21 protein-coding genes are annotated in these 23,772 nt (G+C 43.1%); 18 read left to right on the top strand and 3 right to left on the bottom strand.

Translation table 11 applies throughout. The features are described from left to right. From flgC to Q4486_RS14935, 18 genes are all read left to right on the top strand, one after another. A complete protein-coding gene (gene flgC / locus Q4486_RS15020; RefSeq protein WP_303519983.1) occupies positions 1 to 429 on the top strand; it encodes a flagellar basal body rod protein FlgC in 429 nt (142 codons plus the stop codon). 31 nt (positions 430 to 460) lie between these two features. Then, positions 461 to 1,159, top strand: coding sequence for a flagellar hook assembly protein FlgD (locus tag Q4486_RS15015; protein WP_303419517.1), 699 nt, complete (start codon positions 461 to 463; stop codon positions 1,157 to 1,159). 10 nt (positions 1,160 to 1,169) lie between these two features. Then, entirely contained in the window at positions 1,170 to 3,098 is a 1,929-nt protein-coding gene (locus tag Q4486_RS15010) for a flagellar hook protein FlgE (RefSeq protein WP_303519982.1), read from the top strand. Positions 3,099 to 3,236: 138 nt separating this feature from the next. Next, on the top strand, positions 3,237 to 3,980 hold the full coding sequence (flgF, locus tag Q4486_RS15005) for a flagellar basal-body rod protein FlgF (RefSeq protein ID WP_303419522.1): 744 nt from the start codon (positions 3,237 to 3,239) through the stop codon (positions 3,978 to 3,980). Between the two features lie 20 nt (positions 3,981 to 4,000). Continuing rightward, on the top strand, positions 4,001 to 4,786 hold the full coding sequence (gene flgG / locus Q4486_RS15000; protein WP_303519981.1) for a flagellar basal-body rod protein FlgG: 786 nt from the start codon (positions 4,001 to 4,003) through the stop codon (positions 4,784 to 4,786). 25 nt (positions 4,787 to 4,811) lie between these two features. After that, entirely contained in the window at positions 4,812 to 5,489 is a 678-nt protein-coding gene (flgH, locus tag Q4486_RS14995) for a flagellar basal body L-ring protein FlgH (RefSeq protein WP_303419526.1), read from the top strand. A 12-nt stretch (positions 5,490 to 5,501) separates the two neighbouring features. Then, complete coding sequence (locus Q4486_RS14990; protein ID WP_303419529.1) at positions 5,502 to 6,590, top strand: flagellar basal body P-ring protein FlgI; 1,089 nt, start codon at positions 5,502 to 5,504, stop codon at positions 6,588 to 6,590. Continuing rightward, complete coding sequence (gene flgJ, locus Q4486_RS14985) at positions 6,590 to 7,633, top strand: flagellar assembly peptidoglycan hydrolase FlgJ (RefSeq protein WP_303419532.1); 1,044 nt, start codon at positions 6,590 to 6,592, stop codon at positions 7,631 to 7,633. The genes Q4486_RS14990 and flgJ overlap by 1 nt, the downstream gene beginning before the upstream one ends. Before the next feature lie 80 nt (positions 7,634 to 7,713). Continuing rightward, positions 7,714 to 9,978, top strand: a complete 2,265-nt coding sequence (gene flgK, locus Q4486_RS14980) for a flagellar hook-associated protein FlgK (RefSeq protein WP_303519980.1) — start codon at positions 7,714 to 7,716, stop codon at positions 9,976 to 9,978. Positions 9,979 to 9,989: 11 nt separating this feature from the next. Beyond that, positions 9,990 to 11,228, top strand: a complete 1,239-nt coding sequence (gene flgL, locus Q4486_RS14975; protein ID WP_303519979.1) for a flagellar hook-associated protein FlgL — start codon at positions 9,990 to 9,992, stop codon at positions 11,226 to 11,228. 344 nt (positions 11,229 to 11,572) lie between these two features. Further along, positions 11,573 to 13,360 carry an acyl-CoA dehydrogenase C-terminal domain-containing protein gene (locus tag Q4486_RS14970; RefSeq protein ID WP_303419541.1) on the top strand — a complete coding sequence of 596 codons (1,788 nt, stop codon included), beginning with the start codon at positions 11,573 to 11,575 and terminating at the stop codon, positions 13,358 to 13,360. Between the two features lie 22 nt (positions 13,361 to 13,382). Continuing rightward, on the top strand, positions 13,383 to 13,820 hold the full coding sequence (locus Q4486_RS14965; RefSeq protein ID WP_303419544.1) for an SCP2 sterol-binding domain-containing protein: 438 nt from the start codon (positions 13,383 to 13,385) through the stop codon (positions 13,818 to 13,820). Between the two features lie 111 nt (positions 13,821 to 13,931). Next, positions 13,932 to 15,596 carry an AMP-binding protein gene (locus Q4486_RS14960; RefSeq protein WP_303419547.1) on the top strand — a complete coding sequence of 555 codons (1,665 nt, stop codon included), beginning with the start codon at positions 13,932 to 13,934 and terminating at the stop codon, positions 15,594 to 15,596. Between the two features lie 15 nt (positions 15,597 to 15,611). Beyond that, positions 15,612 to 16,166, top strand: coding sequence for a DUF2889 domain-containing protein (locus Q4486_RS14955; protein ID WP_303419550.1), 555 nt, complete (start codon positions 15,612 to 15,614; stop codon positions 16,164 to 16,166). Positions 16,167 to 16,210: 44 nt separating this feature from the next. Next, complete coding sequence (locus Q4486_RS14950; RefSeq protein ID WP_303519978.1) at positions 16,211 to 16,969, top strand: enoyl-CoA hydratase-related protein; 759 nt, start codon at positions 16,211 to 16,213, stop codon at positions 16,967 to 16,969. 100 nt (positions 16,970 to 17,069) lie between these two features. Continuing rightward, complete coding sequence (locus tag Q4486_RS14945; RefSeq protein ID WP_303419556.1) at positions 17,070 to 17,645, top strand: DUF3365 domain-containing protein; 576 nt, start codon at positions 17,070 to 17,072, stop codon at positions 17,643 to 17,645. A 297-nt stretch (positions 17,646 to 17,942) separates the two neighbouring features. Beyond that, positions 17,943 to 18,542, top strand: a complete 600-nt coding sequence (locus Q4486_RS14940) for an SCO family protein (protein WP_303519976.1) — start codon at positions 17,943 to 17,945, stop codon at positions 18,540 to 18,542. A 3-nt stretch (positions 18,543 to 18,545) separates the two neighbouring features. Further along, positions 18,546 to 20,084 (top strand): methyl-accepting chemotaxis protein, encoded by a 1,539-nt coding sequence (locus Q4486_RS14935; protein ID WP_303419562.1) that lies wholly within the window; start codon positions 18,546 to 18,548, stop codon positions 20,082 to 20,084. Between the two features lie 475 nt (positions 20,085 to 20,559). On the opposite strand, the gene Q4486_RS14930 is transcribed toward Q4486_RS14935, so the two are convergent. The 3 genes from Q4486_RS14930 to Q4486_RS14920 all read right to left on the bottom strand — a co-directional run bounded on the left by Q4486_RS14930 (position 20,560) and on the right by Q4486_RS14920 (position 23,574). Then, positions 20,560 to 21,576: a sodium:calcium antiporter gene (locus tag Q4486_RS14930; RefSeq protein WP_303519974.1), complete on the bottom strand. Its 1,017-nt coding sequence runs from the start codon at positions 21,574 to 21,576 to the stop codon at positions 20,560 to 20,562. Positions 21,577 to 21,694: 118 nt separating this feature from the next. Next, positions 21,695 to 22,474, bottom strand: coding sequence for a TSUP family transporter (locus Q4486_RS14925; protein ID WP_303519972.1), 780 nt, complete (start codon positions 22,472 to 22,474; stop codon positions 21,695 to 21,697). 395 nt (positions 22,475 to 22,869) lie between these two features. Further along, positions 22,870 to 23,574, bottom strand: coding sequence for a hypothetical protein (locus Q4486_RS14920; RefSeq protein ID WP_303519971.1), 705 nt, complete (start codon positions 23,572 to 23,574; stop codon positions 22,870 to 22,872). Positions 23,575 to 23,772: the final 198 nt, after the last annotated feature.

The following is a 23,772-nucleotide window of genomic DNA, read 5'->3' as shown; positions in this document are numbered from 1 at the left end:
ATGTCTTTGAGTAATGTTTTTGGTATTGCAGGGTCAGCGATGAATGCGCAAACGATCCGCTTAAATACTACAGCAAGTAACATGGCAAATGCTGAAAGTATCAGTTCTAGTATTGATGAAACCTACCGCGCACGTAAGCCTGTTTTTTCGGTGCAGCAAACAGATCCACTTGCTGATAATGAGTTTGGGGTTGCAGCAGGTCAGGGCGTACAAGTATTAGGTATTGTTGAAAGCCAAGCAGAGCTGCGCAAAGAGTATAACCCTGAGCATCCAATGGCGGATGAACAAGGTTTTATCTATTACCCAAATGTTAATGTGGTAGAGGAAATGGCAGATATGATCTCTGCTTCTCGTTCCTTCCAAATTAATACTGAAATTCTAAATACGGCCAAGCAGATGTTGCAACAAACCATCAGCCTTGGACAGTAATAAACAAATTAAGACGCGAGGCTAAATAGCCATGAGTACTGTAAGTGGCGTAAATCAAAACGTCTTTGAACAAATCAATCAGACCAATCAGACGTCGAGTACTGCAACGAGTCAGACGGATGAAGATAGTGATATGTTCATGCGGTTAATGATTGCTCAGTTGCAAAACCAGGACCCTTCAAGCCCTGCTGATACGACTGACTTCATGCAACAGATTGCTACCATGTCACAGGTAGAAAGTATTAATCAGCTAAATACATCGATCAATGCGATGTCGCAGTCGATGTTATCAAGCCAAGCGGCTTTGCAGGCTTCAGCGATGGTTGGTCAATCTGTTTATATTCCGGGCGATACATCTGAAGTGGGTACGCAGGCAAATCCATATGCCCATGGCTCGTTTAATTTAGATACAAGTGCATCGGACGTGCGTATCAAAGTTTATAACTCAAGTGGTTCTCTTGTAGACACTATGCAGCTCGGAGCAGTTGAGCAAGGTGAGCATGAGTTTGCTTGGCAGATGGCGTTTGATGAGGATGGTAATCCTGAGCTACCAGCAGGGGATTACACATTCACGGTTGAGCGTTTAGATGATGGTGAATACAGTGCAATTGATACGAACCTTGCCTATCAAGTCAACAGCGTGACGTTGGGTGAGAATGGTATCGGTATGAAAGTAAATACGAACGCAGGCTCTTTTGATGTCAGCGACGTGAAACAGATCGGCGTGTGAGGACAGGATAATGGCAGGTTTTAATACAGCAGTAACCGGTCTGAAGGCAGCAACTACAGACCTTGATGTAACTGGTAATAATATCGCGAACGCGAGTACGGTAGGCTTTAAATCTTCACGTACGGAGTTTGGTGATATTTATGCAACAGCAGTTGTCGGTGCGGGTTCTTCGAATGTTGCCGGTGCGGGTGTTACCGTTACCGATATCGCTCAGGATTTCCAAGCAGGTACGGTCGAGTTTACTAATAACAACCTTGATTTAGCGATCAATGGCTCAGGCTTCTTTCAGCTTGATGATGGCCAAGGCGGCACAACTTATACCCGTGCTGGTGCATTTGAGCTAGATAAAGATGGCTTTATGGTATCGAAAACCGGTAAATACCTACAGGGTTACGGTTTAGATGAAGAGGGTAATCGTTTACCGATTGGTAACTTAGCCGTAACGGAGAAAGAGAGTCCGCCTAAAGCGACGGAAGAGATTGATCTCTCATTCAATATCGATTCCCGAGAAGATTCTACGACGCTATTATCTGATTATGATAAAGATGAACCGGGTTCTTTTACTTATAGTACAACGGTTCGTACCTTTGATAGTTTAGGTAATGAACATACCGTTAAGATCAACATGGCTGAAGCACGTCCCGTGCAGGCTCAGCAACAAATTACCTCTTTGACTGCTGGCGATACTATCTCGGGTGTTACGGTAACGGCAGCTCATATGACTGAGCTTGCAGGCTATGCGGCTGGGGATGTTATCTCTTCGGGTGCTTTCTTTAGTGATCTAACGGATCCTGTTACGGGTGATGCTCGAATCGGAAGTGTGGTTATTAATGCGGCGGGTGATATTACGCTTCGGTTTAAATCTGAATACCCAGAACCTGATTTAGTGCAAGTGACAGGTTCATCTGCAGTGGCTGAGATTGAAGAAATTGATGCTAATGAGACATACACTTTTGCAATTGATAGCGGTGAAGTACCTTTGACCGCAGCTGTTGTGCTTGAGGTTGGTGGAATTTCAATTGGTACTTTAGGTATTGGTTCTACCGCTGATCAGATTGGCCAAGCGATAACAGCAAGCGAAGCTAAGATCTTAGATGCAAACCCAAGTGTAGAGTCGGTTATCTACGATAACGTCAACCAAGAAGTGGTAGTGACTTATAAAGCTGAATCAGGGGATATTACACCCGCTGAAGCGATCACTATTACCGAAACCTCCGGTGCTGTTGCAGGTGCACCTTTTGATGCAGCGGTTGTGAAGAACGGTGATAATTCATTTGAGGGGGTATACAGAATGTATGCTTACTTAAATGGATCTGAGCAGTTAGATATAGGTAAAGAGCTGGACCCAGGTGAAACGGGTACAGGAACTGAACCAGGACCGATCTTAGTTAAGTTTAATCCATCTAACGGTTTGCTAACGGGTATTAACGGTGATCAGTTCTCTGCTGGCTCTGTTGTGCCAACGATTACGATTACCGGTGCGGATCCAGCGGATTCGACAACTGTGATTGATCTAGATATCGCTAATACGACTCAGTTTGCGTCCTCATCTATTGTTAAAGCATCGACTCAAGATGGTTATACTAAAGGTGATTTGATCGGGGTTACGTTTGCGGGCACCGGTGAGATGGTTGCAAGCTTCTCCAATGGTCAAACTCAGGACTTAGGTGTTGTTGCTATAGCGACGTTTGAAAACCAGTCAGGTTTATCACCTTCCGGTGATACAGAGTGGACTTCAACGCTCGCTTCAGGGGATGCGATTGTGAATCCACCAGGTACAGGCTTGAATGGTACCTTACAATCGGCTGCTTTAGAGCAATCTAACGTTGATCTTTCAGCTGAATTGGTTTCTTTGATCGAAGCGCAGCGTAACTTCCAGGCAAACTCGAAAACCTTGGAAACACTCAATACAGTGACGCAGAATATTTTGCAGATATAAGGTTTATATCTGCTTCATTAAAGGCCGCATTAGCGGCCTTTTTTCGTTTTTGGCACGTGTGTTGCTATCTATATAACTAGAGAAAAATAAATTCATAGAAATAAACGCGGTTTTGCCGCCAAATTCTGGAAGTGATAGATGGATAAGGTTCTTTATTTAGCAATGAGTGGGGCGCGAGAAAATATGCTTGCGCAGCAGTCTTATGCCAATAACCTTGCTAACGCCAACACAACAGGTTTTAAGTCGGATCTTGCTCAAGCCCGCGCTATGCAAGTGTTTGGAGAGGGTTATGCCTCACGTGTTTATGCCCAAACTGAGCGTCCAGCTACAGATATGTCGAGTGGCTCGCTGATTGATACCGGTCGTAAGTTGGATGTGGCAATTGCGGGTGATGGTTGGTTGACTGTACTCAAACCTGATGGCACGGAAGGGTACACCCGTGCCGGTTCTCTGCAGATGAATGCCGCTAATCAACTGGTCACGGGCAGTGGTTTGCCGGTGATGGGCAATGGCGGAATACCTATCGCTTTGCCGCCTTTTGAAAATATTGATATTGCAACGAACGGTATTATTACCATTCGTCCCGTCGGTGATAATGCGGTCGAGTTATTAGTGGCAGATCAGTTGAAACTGGTGAACCCAGACCCTAAAACCTTATTTAAAGGTACTGATGGCTTAATGACTACTGGGGCTCAAGCCCCGTTAGAAGCGGATTTGAATGTCAGGCTTAGAGCTGGATATTTAGAGACGAGTAACGTCAATGCTGTAAGTGAGTTGACGGGGATTATTACATCTTCCCGTCAGTTTGAAATGCAAATAAAAATGATGAAAACAGCTGAAGAAAATTCCGAAGCTGCCACATCCATTTTGAAGCTCTCATAGAACCAACCGAGGATAGATAGATGCACGGTGCACTGAATGTAGCTAAAACAGGTATGACAGCTCAGGACACAAACCTGAAGGTGATATCTAACAACCTAGCAAACGTTTCAACGGTTGGCTTTAAACGAGATCAGGTTGTATTTGAAGATTTAATGTATCAGGTTCGCCGCCAGCCGGGTGCGCAAACGGCAGAAGAGGCGCAACTCCCTTCAGGGTTGCAAATAGGTTCAGGTGTTCGAACGGTTGGTACGCAAAAACTGTTTAGTACCGGTGACCTAGAGGTAACGGATGAGGCTTTTGATGTGGCCATTAATGGCCGAGGCTTCCTGCAAGTTACTTTGCCTAATGGGGATTTGGCTTATACCCGTAATGGCCAGATACACCTTAACTCTGATAGTGAATTGGTTTCAGCGGAAGGTTATCAACTGGAACCAGCGATTACATTGCCAGAGGAGGTAACTAACTTTTCGATCAGTACCGATGGCATTGTTTCAGTTACGGTAGCGGGGGATTCTGAACCGACTGAAATAGGTCAATTGGAACTGGCTGATTTTGTTAATCCCCAAGGGCTCCTTTCTTTAGGACAAAACCTTTACCAAGAATCTGCTTCAAGTGGTGGGCCACTTGTTAGTAACCCTGGAGAGAATGGTACGGGACAGTTAATACAAGGCACCTTAGAAGGTTCCAACGTAAATTCAGTACAAGAGCTGGTGGATATGATTACCACTCAGCGAGCTTATGAGATGAACTCTAAAGTCATTTCTACGGCAGATGAGATGCTTTCTTACGTGAGTCAGCAGCTTTAATTGAATAATAAAAGGCGGTTTTGAGATGAACAAAGTACTCCTTGCGCTTGTCGCTATCAGTGTATTGCTTACCGGTTGTGTGCAAAAACAGGTACAACCAAATAATCCTGAATATGCGCCTATTCGTCCACAAGGTTTAACGGAAGCACAGCCAGTTAATGGTTCTATCTATAGCTCTGCTACTAGTATTAATTTGTATGGAGATGGGCGTGCGCATCGCGTTGGTGACATCTTAACCATTGCCTTGCAGGAGAGTACAAGCTCTCAAAAAAGCGCTACAACTGAGATTGATAAAGAGGGTACCACCTCTTTAGAGCAAGCTACTGTCTTTGGTTCACCTGTTACGGCACTGGGTAAGCCGGTTAGTTTTACGTTGCCGTCAACTACGACTGCGTTTGAGGGCGAAGGCACCTCTGATATGAGTAACAACTTAACCGGTAATATTACCGTTACAGTGCATGATGTTTTGCCTAACGGGGTATTAATAGTTAAAGGTGAAAAGTGGCTAAACCTTAATCAGGGTGATGAATATATTCGAATTAGCGGTATGGTTCGCCCACAAGATATAGGGTCGGATAATACGGTTGAATCAACAAAATTAGCGGATGCGCGTATTGCTTATAGTGGAACGGGGGCTGTCAATGATTCTAATGTTATGGGATGGATGTCTCGCTTCTTTATCGGCGCGTTAATGCCTTTCTAAGGGGATAGAATAATGAGAATTGCATTACTTCTAATAGCTAGTTTATTACTTAGCATTACCGCTGAAGCCAGTCGTCTAAAAGATATGGTCAGTATCTCAGGCGTACGCTCGAATCAGTTGGTAGGTTACGGTTTAGTCGTTGGTTTAGATGGTACAGGGGATAAAACCTCATTTACCTCACAGACATTTCGCAACATGTTAAACAACTTTGGTGTGGCTATTCCTAATTCCACAGACCCTAAGTCTAAAAATATTGCAGCAGTGGCTATTCATGCGGATCTACCTGCGTTTTCAAAACCGGGTCAAAAGATCGATATTACTGTTTCCGCTTTAGGTGATGCTAAAAGCTTACGTGGCGGTAGTTTGTTAATGTCGCCGTTAAAGGGTGCTGATGGTCAGGTTTATGCGGTAGCACAAGGTAATTTAGTGGTGTCTGGGTTTGGTGTTCAAGGTGCTGATGGGTCTAGGTTGTCTTTAAATGTACCTAGTGTTGGACGTATCCCTAATGGAGCAACCGTTGAGCGTTCCGTACCTACAGCATTTGCTCAAGGTGATAGCTTAATTCTTAACCTTCACCAGTCTGATTTTACAACATCACGTCGAGTGGCTGAGCAGATCAATCATCTATTGGGTGAGGGTATGGCTGCATCAATGGATGCAACGTCTATTCGTGTACGTGCGCCTAGAGATCCTTCACAGCGGGTGTCCTTCTTATCTGTACTAGAAAACTTGAATGTAGAGCCTGCAATGGATGCGGCCAAAGTGGTTATTAACTCACGTACAGGCACCATTATTATTGGCCAGAATGTACGGGTTTCGCCAGTTGCCATCACCCACGGTGGGTTAACGGTAGCCATTGCTGAAGATCTTAATGTGGATCAGCCAGATCCTCTCAGCGATGGTGTGACTGTAGTGACACCGCGTACAGGTATTGAAGTGGATGAAGGTTCAGGCCATATGTTTGAATTCTCACCGGGTACAAACTTGCAAGATATTGTGGATGCGGTGAACCGTGTCGGTGCTGCGCCAGGTGATTTAATGGCCATTTTAGAAGCCCTAAAACAGGCGGGCGCACTTAAAGCAGAATTGGTGGTTATCTAATGATTAAAACTGGCGACAGTGGTCATGCTCAGCTGTATTCGGATCTGGCTGAGCTGCAAAAGCTAAAAGCTAAAGCCCGAACTAATAGTGATGAGGGGTTACGTTTAGCCGCTCAGCAGTTTGAGCAGCTGTTCGTCAATATGCTTCTTAAATCTATGCGTGATGCTAATGCTGCTTTTGGTGAAGATAACTTCATGAATAGTAGCCAGAGTAAACTCTACCAGAGCATGTACGATAATCAGATTGCTATGGAGATGTCAGGCAATAAAGGGATTGGTCTTACTGATGTTTTAGTCAGACAGTTAGGTGGTAAAACTGAGAGTACTCAGCGCCAAGTTGAGTTAGAAGATTTGGATATAAATAGCCGCCGGCTTAATCAAGCATTTGATCAGGCTGCCTCTATTGCGGCTTCTGCTTTACTTGCTAAAGCGGAAGGGAAAGAAAACCCACCGGGTGTGACATTAACGGAAGAGCAAATTAGCACCGTGAAAGAGGTCTTTCAAAAACAACTGGATGCTGTTTCTAGTAAAACTGAAGCAGATCTTCCCGACCGTTTTGAATCACCAGAAGAGTTTGTAGAAAAACTTCTGCCATTGGCTGAAAAAGTAGCCGGTGAGCTAGGTGTTGACCCGCGTGTTCTTCTTGCCCAATCAGCTTTAGAGACTGGCTGGGGGAAGTTTATGGTACGTCAGTCAGATGGTAGCAATAGTAATAACTTATTTAATATTAAAGCGGATCAGCGTTGGGACGGGGCAAGTGCTCAAGTGTCGACCTTGGAATACCGTGATGGTTTAGCACAGCGTGAAAATGCATCCTTCCGTAGCTATGACAGCTACGAAGATAGTTTTAGGGATTATGTCAGCTTTTTAAAAGGAAGCTCTCGTTACCAGATGGCAATAGAGAGTGCCGGCAATCCTTATGATTATGTCCGGAAATTACAGGAAGCAGGGTATGCAACTGATCCTGAATATGCCGAAAAGATTAAAAATATTTTTGAGGGTGATCTGCTTGCAAGTCGAAGCGGTTTTCCTAAAGAGACTTAGCTAATAGCCGATAAGCTATTACTTAGCTCTCCTTAACCGTTACTTTGTTAAGTAGCATTGCACTTCAAAAGGAGTCACATATGTCTTTTGGTTTACTTACATTAGGAACGCAGAGCCTGCAGGCTAACCAGACTGCGCTTGCGGTTACCGGCCAGAATATCAGTAATGTAAATACTGAGGGTTACACACGTCAGCGTCCTGTGTTTGAAGCACGAGAAGGACAAGGTGGCGTTACTATAGATAATATTGACCGAGTGGCGGATGCTTTCTTAAATCGTCAAATTTGGGCCGATAGTTCTACCTATAGTAGTTACGATGTTTTTGAAGATTTTGCCAATGAGCTTGATAACCTTCTGGCCTCAGATGTAACAAGCATCTCAACCGCTATGGATGATTATTTTGGTGCAATGCAAACGGCGGTTGATGATCCTGTTAGCTTACCTAACCGAGAGCTATTTATTGCACAAGCAGAATCATTAACGCAGCGGTTTAATGATTTAGATGCCAATATTCGTCGTCAAAATGAGACCATTAATGGTCAGTTAGAAAGTAGTGTTGCTGCCATCAATACGCTTGCACACAGCATTGCCGAGCTGAATGACGATATACGTATAGCTAATGCTTCTGGCAGTGTCTCGAGTGAGTTGCTTGATCAACGAGATATGAAGCTAGAGGAGTTATCTGAATATATAGGGTTTACTATTATTGAAGATAGTAACTCTCAGGAAGTCAGTGTTTTTGTTGGTAATGGTGAGCCCTTAGTTGTTGGGCAATCAGCTAATACATTAACAACCATGACCAGCCCAGCAGATAGCAACCAGCTAAATCTAGGTATTCAAATAGGTAATAACGTTGGTGATATAACCAGTCAAGTGTCGGGTGGTAAAGTCGGCGGCATGCTTGATTACCGTGATACAACGTTAAACGAAACCTTAGATGAACTGGGTAGAATCGCTCTCGTTTTTGCCGACACTATGAATGAGCAGCATCAAAAAGGTATGGACCTAGATGGTAATGCTGGTGGCTTGATGTTTACCGACATTAATAATGCTACAGCAGCTTCTAACCGAGTACTGGCAGAACGAGATAATTTATCATCCTCAACAGGTATGGTGATTATCAATGATGTTAGCAAAGTCGAAGCGACAGAATATGAGTTAATCTTTAATAGCGACGATACTTTTACGCTTATTCGTGGGAATGACGAGGTTCGTTGGGATGAAAATGAATTTAATTCTAATGGCACCCCTCCAGCAAATGCATCTGAAGTTGATGAAGATGGTGAGTATTACTTAGATGCCGCTACCGGTGACCTAACTTTAAGAATTGATGGTTTTACCCTACAGCTAGATGGAACAACGTCCTTCTCTCAAGGCGATAAGTTTTTAATTCAGCCGACTCGTAATGCTGCGTCAGAGATAGATACAGTTATTAATGATGCGAGTCAGTTAGCACTTGGATCGCCGCTATCGACCACTGATGATGTAGCAAATACAGGGACCGGTGATATCTCGGTTAGTATTACTGATAAAGACTATGCGGATCAATCTGCCGTTGTTAGTCAGTTAACGCCACCGTTAAATGTCAGTTTCTTGTCGCCTTTAGAAGCAACTGATGCAGGGACGAATACAGGTACCGCTTCAAATGTGCAGGTAGCTGATTATGATGTTCTGTCAGCGATTACTTATCCCGTTACCATTACGGCGGTTGGCGGCGCATTTAATGTTACAGACTCTGGCTCACCGGCTACGGCCGTAACGGGTGTTGGGGCTATAGGTGATTCAGAGCTAGATCTTTCTGCCTCGTTTGGTATTACCGTTGATATCGCCTCTGTGGCGAATGGTGATGTATTTACCATTGATCACGATGATTCAGAAGAGGTTGCGTATTACCAGCTGACGGATGAGGACGGTGATCGTAGCGTTGGTGCTTTCAATCCTGGAGAATCTATAGCGCTAGAAGGGTTTGAGATTACCATCAAGAATCAACCTAACGTGAATGATGTTTTTACAGTTCAGCCAAATACCGATGGTGTTTCCGATAACAGTAATGCGTTGCTTCTATCGGATCTTCAATTTTATAAAACAATTGAAGGGGCATCTTATCAAGATAAATATGGTCAAACGGTTGAGCGCGTTGGTACTGAGGCCGCGGTTGCGCAATTAAATGCCCAGGCAGGCAAAGCGGTACTTGATTCGAATATAGCGCAACGTTCAAGTATATCGGGTGTTAACTTAGATGAAGAGGCGGCTAAGCTGGTTCAGTTTCAGCAAGCTTATCAAGCCTCGGCTCAATTAATCCAAGTTGCACAAACTATATTTGATACCTTGCTGCAGAGTGTATAGGGAGATAGGTCATGAGAATTTCTACACAGCAAATTTTTCTGAGTAATATTGATAACCTTAATAGCAGCTCTGCGGCATTATTTAAAACACAGCAGCAGCTATCAACGGGTAAGCGGGTATTGCAGCCTTCAGATGATCCATTAGCGTCTGCTCAGATTCAAAAATTCAAAAAAGAGATTGCTAGAACAGAGCAGTTTTCAGCGAATATCGAAGTAGCTGACCGACGTTTGAGTCTTGAAGAAACGACCATCGAGCAGATTAATAATCTCTCCATCCGCCTTAAAGAGTTAACGATCCAAGGTAAAAATGGCGTATTAAGTGATGGTGATCGTAGTTCTATAGCCTCTGAAGTTGGGGAGATCGTTAAGTCCTTATCCAGCCTGATGAACACTAAAGATGTTCAAGGTGAATATCTTTTTGCCGGAAATAAAGGTTTTACTGAACCTTATACCTATAACGAAAGTAATGGTCGTTATGAATTTAATGGCGATGACGGCCAGCGTTACCTACAGGTAGGCCCTGAGAATAAAGTTGCTTCGACTGATTCTGGTTTCGATATATTTGAAACAGTCCCTATGGTGCCAGGTTACATAGAAGCCGATCTGACACAAACCGTTTCTATGGTTTCGAATATAGATATTGATGGTGGTGATGCGGAAGCGTTTGGTGAATATATGGCTGCACATGGGCCATTAACTATGACGGTGGATGCAGCGGGCCTACTGACAGTAACTGATAAAAATGGTCAAGTTGTTACTGCAGACGATCCGGCTGTTCCTTTACAGAATCAACCCATTAACCCTACTGCGCCAACCTTTACTATTGCAGGCGTTGAGCTTGATGTTAGTGGGGCTAACGAAGGGACTGCGACCTTAGATGTTTTCGATCAGCATAATATTCTTAATACAGCAATGGATTTGAAAGAGCAGCTAGACACTGCAGATTTAACAACGGAAAGTGGGAAAGAGTTATTTAATACCAAGATGGATCAAATCTTAACGAATTTGTCTGGTATTGAAGAGCTAAATATTGCTGCACGTACCAGTATCGGTGGTCGCATAAATACCTTGGAACAGCAGCTTTTAGTTAATGAGGATTATATTCTCTTTACTGAAGAAGCGCGTTCCTCATTCGAAGATATGGATTATAACGAAGCCATTAGTATTTTTACATTGCAGGAAACCGCACTGGAAGCATCCTACGCTAGCTTTGCGGCCATTAAAGATCTAAGTTTATTTAATTATCTATAAACCTGTTTTTTGAAAGACTTAAAGCCGACATGAAAATGTCGGCTTTTTTGTTTTTATTGTGCAGCGCAATGTTATTTGAAGGATATTGTTACACTTAAGCGGTCAGTCTCGTATTTATAGCTCTCCTCTCTCCCTTGTTAAGCCTTATAACTTAGGTGTTTTAAAACGCGTGCTACTTTTTGTCATTAATAATGGTAGCTTTTGTTATTGGCGAAATTCAGTCTATCGACCATCCTTAAGTATATCTGAACAACAGAGCTGCCAATTTAGATTGTACTTTGCAGCGATTGCTCAAGTGATAAATACCACTTAGCGCTATAAAAATAATATTGAGGATACAGGTCATGCCAGAATATAAAGCGCCACTGCGTGATATGAATTTCGTACTTAACGAAGTTCTTGATGCTGAGAGACATTACCAAAGCTTACCGGGTTGTGATGAAGCAACACCCGATATGGTGGCAGCAATTATGGAAGAGGGTGCCAAATTTTCTGAACGCGTTCTGTCACCATTGAATCAAGTAGGAGATCAACAAGGCTGTACTTGGAATGATGGTGTAGTGACAACACCTGATGGCTTTAAAGAAGCGTACCAGCAGTTTGTTGAGGGTGGTTGGCCTTCGCTTGCCCATGAAACTGAGTGGGGTGGTCAAGGCTTACCTGAGTCTCTAGGTATTATACTTAATGAGATGGTAGGTACGGCAAACTGGTCATGGAGTATGTATCCAGGTTTAAGCCATGGTGCCATGAATACGTTAGATGCTCATGGTACTAATGAGCAGAAAGAGACTTACCTGACTAAACTTATCTCTGGTGAATGGACTGGGACAATGTGCCTTACAGAACCCCATTGTGGTACTGACTTAGGTATGCTGAGAACAAAAGCAGAGCCTCAAGCTGATGGCAGCTATAAAGTGTCGGGTACGAAAATATTCATCTCCGCAGGTGAACATGATATGGCGGAAAATATTATCCATATCGTACTCGCACGTCTTCCTGATGCGCCAGCTGGTACAAAAGGTATCTCATTATTTATTGTTCCAAAACACCTACCTAATGCACTGACTGAAAGCAATGGTGTGAGCTGTGGTTCTTTAGAACACAAAATGGGTATCCATGGTAACTCCACCTGCGTCATGAACTTTGATGAGGCGACCGGTTACTTGATAGGTACTGCCAATAAAGGTTTGAACTGCATGTTTACCTTTATGAATACTGCTCGTTTAGGGACTGCGCTACAAGGCTTAGCTCATGCAGAATGGGGGTTTCAGAACTCCCTTGCGTACGCTAAAGATCGCTTACAGATGCGAGCATTAAATGGCCCAGCGTACCCTGATAAAGCGGCTGATCCTATTATTGTTCATCCTGAAGTACGTAAGATGTTGCTGACACAGAAAGCGTTTGCTGAAGCCGGCCGTGCGATGATCTATTACTGCGCACAGCTGGTGGACAAAGTGAAGTTATGTGAGGGTGACGAGAAAAAAGACGCAGATGCCCTATTGGCTTTCTTAACACCTATAGCAAAAGCGTTTTTAACCGAAGTCGGTTTTGAATCAGCTAACCATGGTTTACAAATCTTTGGTGGTCATGGCTATATCGCAGAGTGGGGCATGGAACAAAATGTACGTGATAGCCGTATCTCTATGCTTTATGAGGGAACAACCCAGATACAAGCCTTAGATTTATTGGGACGTAAAGTTCTAATGACCCAAGGTGAGGCCTTAAAAGGTTTTACTAAAATCATGCATAAATTCTGTCAGGCGGAAGCTGATAACCCAGAAATGCATGGGTTCACACAGCCTCTTGTTGATTTGAATAAAGAGTGGGGTGATTTGACCATGCAAGTAGGTATGAAAGCGATGCAGAACCGCGATGAAGTCGGTGCAGCTTCCGTTGATTATCTCATGTATTCAGGTTACGTGGTGTTAGGTTATTTCTGGGCTCGAATGGCGAAAGTTGCTCAGGAAAAAATAGCTCAAGGTGAAGGTGATATTGCTTTCTATCAAGCTAAACTGACTACAGCCCAATTCTATTTTCAGCGTATTTTACCGCGTACCCGCTCTTTGGTCGTTACTATGCAGTCCGGTGCGGATAATTTGATGTCTATGGAACAAGAGCACTTTGCATTTTAATCATGCTTTTGAAGGTAGGCAGATGAAAAAGGTATTGAATAATCCAGTAGGCCGCACCTTATTGCGCGGCCTATTGAAGTTAAATGCGACGCGTTACAAGCTAAAAAATGCAAGCAGTCATAATAAAAATGAGGTCACGAACATGGCAGATTTAAAAGCAATTTTCTCTCAAATGGAACAACGTTTTGATTCATCTGCTGCGGCAGGTACGGATGCTATTTTTCAATATGAAATTAGTGATGGTGGAGAGTGGTTTGTTGTTGTAGAGGGCGGCAACTGTTCTGTTTCAGAAGGTAGTAATGATCAGCCAACCGTTACTTTGCGCATGGATAGTACTACGCTGGAAGAGGTTATGTCTGGTGAAACTGATGGGATGCAAGCGTTTATGACGGGTCGCATTCAGGCCGATGGCGATATTATGCTGGCAACTAAATTAGCGGCGTTATTTCCGGTTGCATGAATTCAGTAATCTAAGGGATATGTAAGCAGTAGCTTGCAGTTCCTTTAGCGTGTTACAACATACTAGAACCGAAAAGGTTCTCGATAAAAATAATTATACGAGGAGCCTGCAATGGTGCAGCAGTTACCTGCAGCGGATCAAATACCAGCGGATATCAATCATTACGGATTTAAAACAATCCCCGATGTCCTAGCCTATACATGTGAAAAGTTTGGTCCTAAACCTGCGTACACAAGCTTTGGCCGTACACTCGATTATAATGAGTTAGATCGCTTGTCTGCTTCGTTTGCTGTTTATTTACAGAAAGAGACCAATTTACAGCCCGGCGACCGTGTTGCGATCCAGCTTCCCAATCTTATCCAATATCCTGTTGTACTTATGGGAGCATTAAGAGCGGGGTTAGTGATTGTCAACACCAACCCTCTTTATACAGCTAAAGAGATGGAGCATCAGTTTTGTGATTCTGGCGCAAAAGCGTTGATTATTCACAAAAGTATGGCGCATAAGGCAGAAGAGATACTGCCGAATACCCAGATAGAAAACCTATTTGTGACCCAAGTTGGTGATCTCCACGGATTTGTTAAGCGTAATATACTTAATGCCGCTGTTAAATATCTGAAAAAGATGGAACCCAATTTCTACCTGCCGGATGCGCTCCCTTTACGAGAAGTGCTCTTAAAATATTTAGGTGAAACGCCTGAGCATGTTGAAGTCGTTCCGGGTGACACGGCTGTATTGCAATATACGGGCGGCACTACAGGCGTATCAAAAGGTGCTGTTCTCACGCACGCCAATCTAATTTCTAATATGTTGCAGGCTGAAAATCGACTAACAGTACCTGGCGTTGATTGGACAGAAACTGTTATATCTCCGCTGCCGCTTTATCATATTTATGCCTTTACCGTTGCTCAGGTTGTATCACTGCTGGGTGGTCACAGTGTTTTAATTCCCAATCCACGTGATATCTCCGGTTTTATCAAAGAGCTGCATAAATGGAAGATGAGCACTTTTGTCGGCTTGAATACGCTTTTTATTGCATTGTGCAGTGATGAAAAGTTCTTAGATGTGGATTTTAGTAACCTTAAATTTACCGCATCGGGTGGTATGGCGCTAAACCAATCAACAGCAGTATTGTGGAAGGAAAAAACCGGTTGCGATATTACCGAAGGCTATGGTTTAACCGAAACCTCACCGGCGGTCTGTTTTAATCCACCGCTGGCGAACCGTATAGGCACCATTGGCTTATCGATGCTCCATACAGATATCCGCGTAATTGGTACTGATGGCGAAGACGTACCTATTGGTGAGGCGGGTGAACTCTGTGTTAAAGGTCCGCAAGTGATGAGAGGTTACTGGCAGCGTCCAAAAGAGACTGCATGTTCTTTCACCGACGATGGCTACTTTATTACCGGTGATATCGCCACTTTAGATGAAGATGGCTACTATCGAATCGTTGACCGCGCTAAAGATATGATTATCGTCTCTGGGTTTAATGTTTACCCTAATGAAGTTGAAGATGTCATTACCCAGCACCCCGATGTGATCGAATGTGCCGCTATTGGTGTTCCCGATATTAAAGCGGGGGAAACCGTTAAAGTCTTTGTTGTGAGTAGTAATCCCGATTTGAACCGCGAAGATATTCGTAATTGGTGTAAAGATAAACTCACGCGCTATAAAGTGCCTAAACAGGTTGAGTTTGCAGATGACCTACCTAAATCGAATGTAGGTAAAGTTTTACGTCGAATGCTTAAATCGCCACAACCTGATGCCAACTGAGCAAGGAACGAGCTAATGCCACTATCTAAACCTTCTCGTCGAACGGCTCAACATACCCGTACAGTGGTTTGCACTGGTTATCTACGTGACGATAAATTATGGGATATAGAAGCGCGGATGACGGATGTTAAAACCCATGATGTGGATAACGCCGAACGGGGGGGCTATGTGGCAGGAGGAGAAGCGTTTCACGATATCAGCATACGGGTGACCCTTGATAAAGGCTTACATATACATCATGTCGAAGCAGTCATAGATGAATCACCTTTTCGCATGTGTAGCCAGATTACCTCTGCGTTCAAAAAGCTGGAAGGCTCCCGTATTGGGCCTGGGTGGCAAAAACAGGCCAGAGCATTGCTAGGCGGTGTTGCGGGTTGTACCCATCTGAATGACCTATTACCGGTTGTGGCAACGACAGCAATACAAGCGATATGGCCAAGTTCAGGTAAAGAGGGGGATGAAGGGGTGCTGAAAGAGGGCGCAAAATTTATGCTCAATAGTTGCCATGTGTGGGGCCAAAGCAGCGAAATGATTAAAACTTATCTGCCCGAACATTATATTGATAAATAATGGCTGTAGCTCTTATAAAACATCAGATCTGATTGAGAATTCCTATGAATGAATTTGTCCTAGCAGAGCAGAATAAGGATGTTCTGGAGATTATTCTAAACAGAACAGCAAAAAAGAACGCATTGACCCTTTCTATGTATGAGCAACTAACTCAACTGTTAGATTCGGCATCTGAAAATTCAGAGATCAATGTTGTGCTTATTCGTGCTGAGGGAACTAGTTTTTGTGCGGGTAATGATATTCAAGATTTTATATCTGTCGGTAATGGGGCTGATGCGATTAAGATTATTATCGGTTTTTTACACCAATTAGCTGAGTGTAAAAAACCAATTATTGCCGCCGTTCAAGGTAATGCGGTAGGTATAGGTTCTACCATGTTGCTACATTGCGATCTTGTGATCGCTGCCGATGATTTAAACTGTCAAATGCCCTTTGTTAAATTAGGCCTTATTCCAGAAGGGGGTTCAACCTTACTGTTTCCGCAAATGGTCAGCCATCAGCAGGCGTTTGAAATGATGGTTGAAGGTGTGCCTTTTAATGCTGAAAAAGCCCAAGAGATTGGTTTAATCAACCAGATTGTAACTTGCGATATTTTACTCAAATGTGCCCGTGCTCGTGCTGAACGATTAGCACGGCTGCCTTCGCAATCGGTCCAAACATCTAAAATGTTAATGAAAAAAGCTTACCTTCAGCAGTTACACCAAGTAATGGATGAAGAGGGTACGCTTTTTTATGAGCGTTTATCCTCCGTGGAAGCTCAGCAAGCCTTTATGCAATTTTTGCAGAATAAACCTGCGCGATAGCGATTTATTCTATAAAAACCATAAATATTAGCGTTTACTAATTTAATTATTGCTATATACTTTGCACCATTAGAACGATCGTATTCAAAGAGGCATTAGTATGAAAGCACTTCTATTAGCGGTAGCGGCTATAGTTGCAACCCCTTCGATTCAGGCTGAAGAGTTCACCGTAAATATCCCTGAGCTTCAGACTGAAGCTAAACAGGTGATTATGCAGTTAGCTTCCACCTTAATGGGCGAGTTAAAAAAAGCTAAAGAAGAAGGCGGGGCACCCGCTGCTATTGCTGTTTGTAATACAAAGGCAATGCCTCTAACTCACGAAATATCGCAATCTTCAGGTTGGGATATAGGCCGTACAAGTTTGAAATTACGTAATCCTGAGAATGCGCCTGATGAGTGGGAAAAACAGGTACTAGAACAATTTGCTAAACAAACTCAGCAAGGCGCTAATTTAAAAACCTTAGGCTTTTCACAAGTCGTTGTGGATGAAGATGGCCGTAAGGTCTTCCGAATGATGAAAGCGATCCCAGTGGCTGATCAGTGTTTAGCTTGTCATGGCACTAAGATAAAACCAGTCCTTCAAAATAGCTTGCAAGCCCTATATCCAGAAGATAAGGCAACGGGTTACTCTGTTGGTGATCTGCGTGGTGCATTTACGCTGAAGAAATACCTTTAGCGTCGTTTGAAAAAGCGCTAAAGGCTAGGCGGCTAGGCTTACTAAGCTTAGTGTCGTTGTAGCGAATAAAAAAGAGCCGTAGATTTTATAGTCTAAGGCTTTTTTTGTGCTCTGTATTTGAGGCCAAAATCTAAACCGTTCGTTTTGGCACGTAGTTGAGCATAAAAGGTGAGCGCCTCATTGTTTTTCCTGTGGGGGGCAGCCACTGGCTGAAAGAAAATAAAGGCTACTTATGCATTGATGTAATGCGAAGTTTTTAGATTTTGATTAAATTGGTGATTTCTATGTGGCGTTATAATGGCGATTAGGCCAGTAAAAGTGTTGGCTTTAGTCGTTGCAGGTCTATGTTTACTAACCGCATTTATTTATCCGTATTTATCTGCAAATAGCTATCTGAATGGGTTGCTGGGAAAACCTGAACTAAAAGGAATACAGACCAGCTTTGAGCTGAGTAACGCACCTTTAAGCGACCAGTATGGGCATCAAGTCCATTTGACCAACCTAGCGAAAAAACCGCTCTTCTTAACGTTTGGCTTTACCAGTTGCAGCTATACTTGTCCTATAACAATGGCGTTTTTCAAACAAATAAAATTGAATGTAGGACCTGAGGCGCAGTTTGCACTTATTACCATTGACCCTCAACAGGATACGGCTGAACGGTTGGGTCAGTTTCTGGCAAATTTCGATGCCGCCTTTATTGGGCTTCGTACCGAAGGTCATGGACTTAAAGAGATAGCCAGTTTGTTGAAAGTGAACTACTTTCAGGGGAAAGAGGAAATCATTCACACGGACTATATTTATTTTATCCATCCCAAACTGGATGGAATTTTGGTTTACACAAAGCCGGATTTAAAAATGATTTTGGAAGATTTTCACATGCTCGAACAAGGAGATTAAGCTATGTTAGAGCGTCATAATATGACGAGCGAGAATGAGTTTCGTGATGCCTCTTGGGCAGATAGATTTGGATTGACGGTTCTTGTTCTGCATTTGCCTTTTATATATTTTATTGTGCCAAACGGATTTGGTACACATTTACTTGGAGGGGTTCCTGCAACCTTAGTGGTTATCGCTGCGCTGCTCACTTATAGCGTGGCAAAAGGTACTTTTATCTCTCGAGCCGTCATCGCGGCTTCTTATATGTTTATGTCAATGATATTGATTATGCAGCAGTTTGGCCGCCTGGAAATGCATTTCCATATCTTCAGTGTCTTAGCGTTTTTGATTTTATGGCGCGATTGGCGGGTTGTTGTCGTTGCTGCATTGGTTATTGCGGTTCACCACCTCGTGAGTGTACCTCTACAGCTTGCTGATACTTATATTGGTGATCATCCCTATATTACTTATGCAATAACATGCGACTGGCCTACTTTTTTCTTGCACGCCTTTTTTGTTATTGTCGAGTCGGCCATTTTAATAATGATCTCTGTTCATTTGCGAAGGCAGTATGTCCTTGCCAATCAAATTCGGACAGTGGTTGAAAATGCAGCCACAGATAAAGATCTAACCATTGAACTGAGCAGTATTAAAGCCGCAACAAAAGATGATAAAGCCTTTATTGAAACTCTCGGTCAATTCTTCGATATGATTCGTACAACGATGCAGCAGTTTCAATCCTCTTCTTCCAAACTGGCTGGTTTTTCCGAACAATCGGCTAACCTGTCTCGTACCAGTCAGGAACAGCTGTGCGGGCAGAATGATAAAATAAGCTCAGTGGTTGCTGCGGTTACTGAAATGAGCCAGACCATTGCTGAAATTGCCCAGAATACGGCAAGTGCCGCGCAATCATCTGAAAATGCTAAGAAATTGACCGATCAAAGCTTTGATAAAGTCAAAATAAGCATCGGTAATACCTTGGCGTTAGTTCAGCAACAAAAAGAAGCGAAGGAAATGGTCGATAAATTGGCAGCTGATACGGATGATATTGGAGCAATGCTGGATATTATTCGAGGCATCGCTGAGCAAACCAATCTATTGGCGTTAAATGCCGCCATTGAAGCAGCGCGCGCTGGTGAGCAGGGAAGAGGCTTTGCGGTTGTTGCGGATGAGGTTCGGTCTTTGGCGCAGCGCAGCCAAGAAGCAACAAAAGAAATTGATACCGTTGTTACTAAATTACAAAGTGCTTCCAAAGGTGTTGTAACTATCATGGAGTCTGGACGGGAGAAAAGCGAAGAAACTATCGCTATAACTGAACAGACGCAATATACGCTTGATCAGGCAGCGAATGCCGTAGCGGATATTTTGGCAATGAACTTACAGGTTGCTGCCGCGGTTGAAGAGCAAAGCCAAGTAGCTGACATTGTCAGTATGGATATGGAATCTATCAACGCATCAAACCTTGAAGTTCAAGGGACATCTGAACAGTCAACCCAATTGTCTATCGAAGTCTCTGCGCTTTCGGAAGAGCTTAAAGCGGCCGCATTGAGTATTAAGGCATAGCGCGACTCAGCCTTCTTCCAAAGCTCGTGTGGCTTGGGAGAAGGCTAATACTGCTGCATAGTTATTGTTTCTGACAAACGGCATATCCCACGATGGCAATAGAGAACAGTTTTACATGCACTTGACGAAATTAAGGGCAATAAAAAACTTAACGATCAGGGATCGTATTTAATACTCACCAAAGCATGACCATCCGTATATCTGCGATTTATAAGATTGCACTTTCAGCCCTATTCTGTGCCTATAAAACCATCGGCCTTTAGTTTTGGCACCCTATAGAATATAAAGAATTAGCGCCTTCTTAGTTCATCTGTAGAAGGCCAGCCTCTATACTCGGAACGGGTGTCTGGCCGAAGGGTTTTTCTCGTTGCTACCGCCATGAGTCTTTCCCTATGTTCGAAGAAGGAAAGCCCTTTAGGGAAGGGTTTTCTGGAAATAATAGGGTCAGGTTGATCCAGTATCGTAGGCTAATTACTCAACTTACGATAACGAAGCCCAAAGCAATACCATAGATCGCTAAAATAAGGGCGCTCTCAAACCCGATTTTACCAATGCCATAAGTCTGCCGTCTCACCATGCCTAAGAGTAAAGTCGCTGTCATTAAAATGCTCACCAAAGCCCAGATGACTTGGACAGGAGCCATATCATGATAGATAGAACCTTGGGTATAACCTACATCAGCAGCGGCAACCACCAACATATTAAAGCAATTAGTGCCAAAAATATTACTGACTGCAAGGGTTAAAGCACCAATACGAATGGCAACAATCGTGGTGACTAGCTCGGGTGTAGAAGTGGCAAGCGCGGTAAAAAAGCCACCCATAAGTGTTTCAGAAATTCCCGTTTGATCGGCTACCTGTTTTGCTGATTCCATTAAAACCCAACCCGCTATCCCCGTTAAAGCTGCCATGCAGATAAACGTTATCCACACTGAGGTTAAATTACTGCTATGGCGCGTATCAGGTTGGTCTGCAACCGTTTGGCATGTTTGTCGAGGGAACCACATAGGTTTTGTTTTCGTATGCAGAACTAAGTGCAACCCGGATATATAAGCGATAATAATTACGGGTGTAATGGGGTGAATATTAAAAAAAGTAATAGAGGGGCTAAAAACAGCCAGTAAAGGCAAGGTTAATAAAACAATGAGCAAGCCAGCGAGCATCAGATTGACGGCAGAGGCTGCTGCATGTTCCAAATTAGCTTTACGATAAACAATATCTGCCACAGCCAGAAAGACAAGATTAGCGGCCATACTCCCCATGACATTACTCATGGCCAAATTGGGGCGAGCATCAATGGCCGCCGTGAGTGTTGCTGCAAAGTCAGGTAATGAGGTAACTCCCGCTAATAATAAAACCCCAAATAATGCTTCGCCCAAGCCCGTTTGGTCAGCTAATGAATCTGACAATTTTGCCAACTTGCTACCGGCAATGATAATCACCAATGCGGCAACAGCAAAAGCAATCATGCTGGACGTTAAAGAAGTAAACATACAAACCTTACAAGCAGTGAGAAACGAGAAACACTCGCTACTCAAGCGTGCTATTAATAGATCTTAACGTTAAGTAACTACCAAAAACCCACCGTTATTTTCCCTTTTGAAGGGTGTGTTAGGCGAAAACAAACCATCCCATTGAATCAGCATACTTTAATAGCATAGCACTACACATAAGAACGACAATGATTCTTAAATAGGCGGGCTTAATTTTGAACAAACAATGGGCGCCAAACCATGCACCTATGAATTGCCCTAGCATCATTGATAGTCCAACAACCCAGACAATATGACCGGCCACTAAAAATACAATTAAAGACGCGATATTGGTCGCAAAGTTTAAGGGTTTAGCGATGGCTGTCGATGTTATTAGGTCATGTCCTCGACATAGAATACCCGACAGGGCGAAAAAAGAGCCCGTACCCGGACCAAACATACCGTCATAAAAGCCAATAAAAGGGACAACTATATTTTTATACTTTGTGTTGGTTAATTTAGCGACACCCTGAGTTTTAATGAGTTTTGGCGATATAAGAAAGTAGATAGCGATAAATAAAAGAACAATAGGAATAACAAAGGCTAATACATCTGTATTTATAAATTGCACAGCGATGGTCCCCAATGCTGCGCCTACAAACGCTGTTAACATTAGATACTTCACGTTGTCCCAGCGTATTCTTTTATTTTTAAGCATCATATAAGACGCTGTAGCCGTCCCCATACAACCTTGTAATTTGTTGGTCCCCAGTGCAGCCAAAGGGGGAACACCGCTCAAAATTAAGGCGGGTATTGATATTAATCCGCCGCCACCTGCCAATGTATCAAGGAGTCCGGCGACAACCGACACTAAAAATAAAAGTGCCAGTAATTCGATAGAGTAATTCGCAAGTTCCAATGGGATACGCCTTTTTCCTTACACTGCTGGTGTAATCTGTTCGCTGATGTTGCACGAGTAATAGTACTTAGAAGAAATAGTAGTTAATGACTTGTTATCGACTGCGTATACCAACCGTCCATTAAGCTGTTGCAGTAGTCTAATGATATAACAACCGCATCCACCGGTTTTGGGTTAGACGATACATCTAATCCAAGCAATGACTCTTTCTGTGGGAGAGCCCCCAGTTAAAGCAATAAATAAGGAAATGCTCGATAGAACCAAACCCCTAACGCTAAACAGCATGTTGTCTACGAGGCCGGAGAAAATATACTAGGACCCTATTTATTTTATGTATTGCAAAAAGCCAGACCGATCCTGTTGGTTTTTTGATCTTTAGGCTTTTTTTGATGACCTTAATAACCAAGGGCTCTTAGAGCCGACAATACATTTTGCTTTACACTGTTTTCTACTTTAAGACGAAGTAGCTGTGTTTCTTCTTTAGTATATTGATCAAAGCTGTCTTTCCATTTGATCTCAACCTCACCTGTTTCACAGGGGAATCCCCATTCCCACCCTAATTCTTGTCCACTATTAGTAGAGAATACAGTCATGGTAAATAGTGAATAAACACAGCTCTGTGCATTGCCAAGAAACGAACGTTCGTAGAAGCCATAACCCGGCTCATGAAATGGTTTGTTATCGTACCTTGTTGGTTTGACAAGAATAAGTGTATCGGCGCCTTGGCTTTTTGCGGACGCTATTAACTCTTTATAGTCATACCCATTAAGAAAGCTCCATGTTTCTTCCAAACGTTCATTAAGGTTTGGATCGTGCTGAAGAACTACAGCCGTACGTAAATCTGATTGATTAAGCCGTGAAATAATTAACTCTTCAGTAAATCCATCAATGTTCCATTCAGGGACTGTTTCTTCATACACAACATTACTGAAAATAGTCGTTCCAATGTGGATACCATTAAAGTTGGTACCTAAAAGGGATACAACCGCGATATTATTACTCGAATCAAGTTCGTTTTTGGTTAATCCACCTCTCATTCCTGAGCAAGCAGTCAAAAGTAATGTGGCTAATAGAATTGAGGTTGCCTTTTTGTAATTCATTGTCCTTCCATAGAATTATTTATTCGTAAAAGATTTAACGCCTTACTAATGGGCGCATAAATGTTTGGCTAAAATTAGCGACGAAGGAGCACAAGCCAAGCGTTTTGCGTCCTTTTGAGTAACTTGTATGGTTGTTCTTGAGGATATTCCACCTTTTTAAATCCTTTTAAAAACGGGTAAATTGAGACCCACCTTCGG

Source organism: Neptuniibacter sp. 2_MG-2023, from assembly GCF_030547495.1.
In the GTDB taxonomy this organism is placed as follows: domain Bacteria; phylum Pseudomonadota; class Gammaproteobacteria; order Pseudomonadales; family Balneatricaceae; genus Neptuniibacter.
The sequence above is the reverse complement of the archived record's forward strand: the minus strand, read 5'-3'. Positions and strand labels throughout refer to the sequence as shown.